Raw genomic sequence first — 5,306 nt, 5'->3', positions numbered from 1 at the left:
AGGAGGGTGCCTGGTCCTGCCCTTGACCGGGCAGGAGCTGGAGGTGATCCTGCCGGATACGGCAGTGCGCGTATCCTCGGCGGAGGAAGTCATCCCTTACCTGACCGATCGACTGGCATACGCCGGCTCGCAGGGGCGGCTGGGAACAACCCTCCTGTTAGGTAGTGTGGTCTTGAGTGGGCACCCGGAAGAAAGGCTTACATTGAGATACAGCAATGGATACGCCGTTGTACCACCGCCCGATACGCTGGTCGTCCAGGATGATAAAGGCACGCCGTTGCCGAACTTGGCCGCCTACTTGCGGAATGCCGATTTTCGCCTGGGAAGTTCCCTGCAGAGTGCGGGCCAACCCGCCTGGAAAGTGCAAAGAAAGTCCTATTTTGGACACGGATCGGGTTATGGGATTATCTATAACCTGGAGGATGTATCCCGGAAAACGGTGCAGGTGCTGGCGGCCTACGATCAACAGGGCGTGGGGGCCGGGCAGGTGGTTGGTGAGGTAACCTTGGACTTGCCTAACTTCCTGGGCACCCTGCGCTATTTCCGCGTTCACTGGCGTCGGCTGAGTCCGGTAACCCAGACGATTAATCTGATCTACGCCGAGCCCCGCCTCCCGCTGCTGCCGCTAGGCGCTCAATTGATGTTCTATCAGGACCTGAAGGACACCCTGTACCTGCAACGAGACCTGAAGCTGCAGCTCACCTCTTTGCCCGGCCAGGATTGGAGTGTGGCCGTAGGGGTGGGAAAGCGGGACCTCCAGGTTACGGATCACGGGCGAAATCAGGGATTAGTGCCTTACCGCCTGCAGAATGTCAATCTCACGCTCCAGCGCCAGTCATTCGATCATCCGGTCAATCCCAGCCGAGGCTACCGGGTAAACCTGGCTCTGGAAGGGGGCACGATAGCCGGCCGGGAAGTGAATTCCAGGGCCGCCCTGGGCAAGGGACAGATGAACGTAGCAGGGGTGCTGAGCCTCTCACGTCTCACTCTGGCCCAGGAGGTTCAGGCATTGGGGCTGGCGGCCTACAAATTTAATCCGCAGCTGGCTGAGTTCGGTCGCTTTGGCGGCAGTACCACCCTCCGCGGCTATCGTGAAGACCAGTTCCTGGCGCCGCGGGGCCTGGTCTCCCGGACAGAATTGCGCTACCGTACCGGTCTGGCTACCCGCTTCCACCTGTTCATGGACCTGGGCCGTCTGGCGGGCTTTGATAACCTGGCTGCCGCCGGCCTTGGTATGGTACTCAAAGCCGGGCGGAACCTGATCCAGATTGACTTGGCCTGGAGCCGGGAGGATGATTTCGCCGCCGGAAAAATTCATCTGCGACTCATAAATTTCTTATCTCTGGTAGAGGGTGGCCAGCCGTGACCAGCGATGCTGTCCTGAACTTCCTGAAATCCCGACCGGGGCGTACCTACCGACGCAGGGAACTGGCCCAGCGGCTGGGTGTGAAGGAACATCAATATGCCGCTTTTCGCCGCCTGGTGAATGGTCTTGTCCGGGAAGGAGTGATCACGCGCCACCAGGGCGGTCGTCTCTCCTATACCGGCCCGGTGGAGGAAGTGGAAGGGATTATGGAATTGACCCACCGGGGTTTTGGGTTTGTTACGGTTGAAGGGATGGACGATATTTTTGTAGAGGGCCGGGATGTGGGTGGTGCCGCCTCTGGTGATCTGGTGCGGGTGGCACTTCGCCGGCAAAAGTTCGGGCGGGGCCCTAAAGGGCGGGTAACAGCGGTCCTGAAGCGGGGGCGCTCATCCCTGGTGGGAACGGTGGAGCGGGTGCCTGGCGGCTATGAGCTGGCCTTATCGGAACCCTTTGCTAACCGGGCCATCCGCCTGAATCCGGCCGCCGTGAGGGAAGAAAATATCGGCGCATTGGTCTACGTTCAGGTGAAGGATTGGGGTGACGGCTGGGGCCCCATCGAGGCCGAGCTGCAGGAGGTCATCGGCTCCCCGGAGGACCCCCTCACCGACTTCAAATTCGTGCTGCGGCAGTTCGACCTTGAGCCCGACTTCCCTCCCGAACTGGAAGAGGAAGTGGCACGCCTGGCTGAGAAGATTGCTGTCGGCCCCGGGGTCGATCGGCTCGACTTGCGCTCCCTCACTACCGTTACCATTGATCCCGCCACCGCCAGAGATTTCGATGATGCGATCTCCCTGGAACGGCAGAAGGATGGTTCCTGGGAATTGGGAGTTCATATCGCCGATGTGTCCCTATTTGTACCGCCGGGCAGTGCCACCGATGCAGAGGCCTTTCAGCGGGGGAACAGCACCTATTTTGCCGAAGGGGTGGTCCCTATGCTGCCCCACTTACTGTCAAGCGATCTCTGCTCCCTGAAACCGGACGAGGATCGCATGGCTGTGTCGGTGCTGATCAACCTGACCGAGAAAGCGGAGGTAAATGATGTCCGGTTCTCCCGGTCCGTTATTCGCAGCCGTCGCCGGTTCACCTACAGTGAGGTTCATGAAATACTCGCGGACGGTTCGGTAGAATGGTATCCCATCTTTTCCGCCCTTAAAGAACTTACCCGGCAGCTTTACCGGGATCGCGTGGAGCAGGGCAGCGTTGACTTTGACATCCCGGAGCCCCTGTTCAAACTGGACGAGTATGGCGTACCCCATATGATCCACCCCTCACAGCGCCTCGATAGCCACCGGATCGTGGAGGAGTGCATGCTACTGGCCAATCGGCTGGTGGCTGAGCGCATTCCGAAGGGCAAACCCCACCAGCCCTTCATCTACCGCGTACACGATGAGCCGGGGCCGGAGCAGATCGAAAAGCTGTCCACACTGCTGAGGAGCTTGAACCTGCCGGGACTGCCCGCCCGCGACGTTACCAGCAAGGAAGTTCGCGATCTCTTGCTGGCGATGGAGGATTCCCCCTACCGGGATCTGATTGAGACCATCACCTTGCGCTCCATGGCCAAAGCCGTCTACTCAGCCGCGAACCGCGGGCATTTCGGTCTGGCCTTCCCCAGGTACACCCACTTCACCTCGCCCATTCGCCGCTATGCTGACCTGGTTGTGCACCGCCTGGTAGTGGAACATCTGGCCGCCCCCAGAGCACCCTGGACCATTTCGGAGGAATCCCTTCAGAAAGCGGCCCACCAGTGCACCGAACGGGAACTGGTAGCGCTGGAGGCGGAGCGGGCTTACCGACGCCTGAAAGAACTGCGCTTTCTGGCTACCCGGATCGGCAAGACTTTCGATGGCATCATATCAGGGGTTATCCCGAAGGGAGTCTTCGTCCAGATTCGAGAGTTCCTGGTGGATGGCTTTATCAGTATCGATTGGCTGGAGGACGACGAATACAGTTTCGATGAGCGGCTCTATGCCCTCCGGGGCCGCAGTTTTCACAGGCTGCTCCAGCTGGGGCAGGAAGTGCGCATCAAAGTGCGTGATGTATCGATCGAAAAGCGGTTTGCCAACTTTTTGCTGGTTGAAGAATAAGAAACCGGTCCGCCAAAGCCTGGGATTAGAAATACTGGGAAATTTCTCTGTATCTGGCATATAAAGGATAACAACTTAAAGATTTAAAAATGGATCGATTCAACGCAAAATCAGTCCCGTTAATTATGCCTCATTCCCCGGGTGCGCGCGCATGGTAACGGCTATCCATAGGAACTCGATGGTATGAAATTATTCTCCAGCCTGTCAAATACTCGACGGGTGTTTCGATTCTGGATCCCCCTTTTCGTGGGAGGCCTATTGCTGATCCGATGCGATCATAAGCCGTCGGTTATCGGCGCGGAGGATACGTTGGTGATCCTCGTTTCGGAGGAGGACCGCCCCTTATTAGAACCCTTGTTGCTGGACGTTTTCGGCCGCAGCATGGCCACCCCGGCCCCGGAGCCCTATTTTCAAATCATCTGGGCGACACCCATGGACTTTGATACCTTCAAACGCTATAAAAACCTGGTGATCGCCTCGCTGTCTAATCCGGCCGACTCCACGGGCGATATCCTTGTCCGCCGAATTCTGGGCCCGGAGCGGGTAACCGCAGCTATGCACGGCGGGAATTCCATATTTGTCGCCGGCGACTATCTGGCAAGGGGACAGATATTCATGGGACTCACGGCCCTGGACGCTATCCATGCCCAGAAGGAATTGTCCCGCCTGCGCGCCTGGATTTTTGACCGCTTTGAGCAGCAGCTGCGGGTGCGGCAGTATCAGACTATGTACAAGCGCCGCGACAAGCGCACGCTGGCCGGGGAACTCGAAAATAAGTACGGCTGGCGACTACGCATCCAGCATGATTACATGCCTATTAGGGAGCAGCCACGGAAAAATTTCGTCTGGTTAGGACGGGGCTTTCCCTACCGCTGGCTGTCCGTGCACTGGATGGACCAGGCCGATACAGTGACCATCAGACCCGAATGGTCCTGGCAGCGCATGGAGTATATTGCCGATTCGCTCTTCACCAGCGTTTATATTGATTCTTTCTTCCGCAGTACGGAGCTGGGCGATCAAAACGGCCACACCCTTTTCATTTTGAGGGGTGTATGGGCGCACCGCCAGGAAATCGCTGGCGGGCCCTTCTTCACCTATGTCTTCCGGGACCGGGAGCAGAATCGCATCTATTTTGTCACCGGAATGGTCTTTAATCCCGGTGGGTCCAAAGCGCTGCTTATCCGACAACAGGAAGTAATGAGTCGTACTTTTCATACTTTTGAAAAACCAGCCCCGGCCAGGGTCGGTTCTCAGCGCGACAGATTGACGTGAGGGGGGATTTGCATTGAAAAAGGTAGCCATTCTCCTGGGGAGTGAGACCGATCGGCCGCTTATGGAGGAGTCACTGCCATACCTTGACCATTTCCAGGTGCCTTATGAGGTGCATGTCCTCTCCGCCCATCGCCATCCCGACCAGGTGGCCCGGTTTGCTGCCTCGGCCAGAGACAATGGCTTCGGCGTTCTGATTGCCGGTGCCGGTATGGCGGCTCACCTGGCAGGCACGATTAAGGCCCATACCACCCTACCGGTGATCGGTGTGCCCCTGCCAGGCGGTCTGGCTGACGGGCTGGATGCCCTGCTCGCAACGGTGCAGATGCCCAAAGGCGTGCCGGTGGCCACTATGAGTGTGGGGAAGGCCGGCGCGATTAATGCCGCTGTTCTGGCGGTTGAGATTCTGGCCTTGGACGAGCCGGAACTGCAGGAGCGGCTGGAGCTGTTCAAGTCGCAGGGAGCGAAGCTTTAGGTGTCTGCCAGGGTATTTATCACCGGGGCCCGGGGGCAATTGGGACAGGCACTGGTACAGGTGCTATCTCCCGGTATGGACCTGCTTCTCACCGATCTGGAGCCGGTAGGGA

General features: G+C 58.4%; 4 protein-coding genes. All 4 read left to right on the top strand.

Annotated elements, in window-relative coordinates; translation table 11 throughout:
- Positions 1–1,366: BamA/TamA family outer membrane protein (locus tag ACETWG_09175; GenBank protein MFB0516757.1), on the top strand; the 1,366-nt coding region annotated here is incomplete at its 5' end.
- The gene (rnr, locus tag ACETWG_09170; protein MFB0516756.1) at positions 1,363–3,450 is read left to right on the top strand and encodes a ribonuclease R; all 2,088 of its coding nucleotides are present in this window, start codon (positions 1,363–1,365) and stop codon (positions 3,448–3,450) included. The genes ACETWG_09175 and rnr, both read left to right, overlap by 4 nt.
- A 183-nt stretch (positions 3,451–3,633) precedes the next feature.
- On the top strand, positions 3,634–4,722 hold the full coding sequence (locus ACETWG_09165) for a DUF4837 family protein (GenBank protein MFB0516755.1): 1,089 nt from the start codon (positions 3,634–3,636) through the stop codon (positions 4,720–4,722).
- A 13-nt stretch (positions 4,723–4,735) separates the two neighbouring features.
- On the top strand, positions 4,736–5,194 hold the full coding sequence (gene purE / locus ACETWG_09160) for a 5-(carboxyamino)imidazole ribonucleotide mutase (GenBank protein MFB0516754.1): 459 nt from the start codon (positions 4,736–4,738) through the stop codon (positions 5,192–5,194).
- Positions 5,195–5,306: the final 112 nt, after the last annotated feature.

The organism is Candidatus Neomarinimicrobiota bacterium (assembly GCA_041862535.1).
In the GTDB taxonomy this organism is placed as follows: Bacteria; Fidelibacterota; Marinisomatia; order SCGC-AAA003-L08; family TS1B11.
Note: the sequence above shows the minus strand (reverse complement) of the source record. Positions and strands in the feature narration are given on the sequence as shown.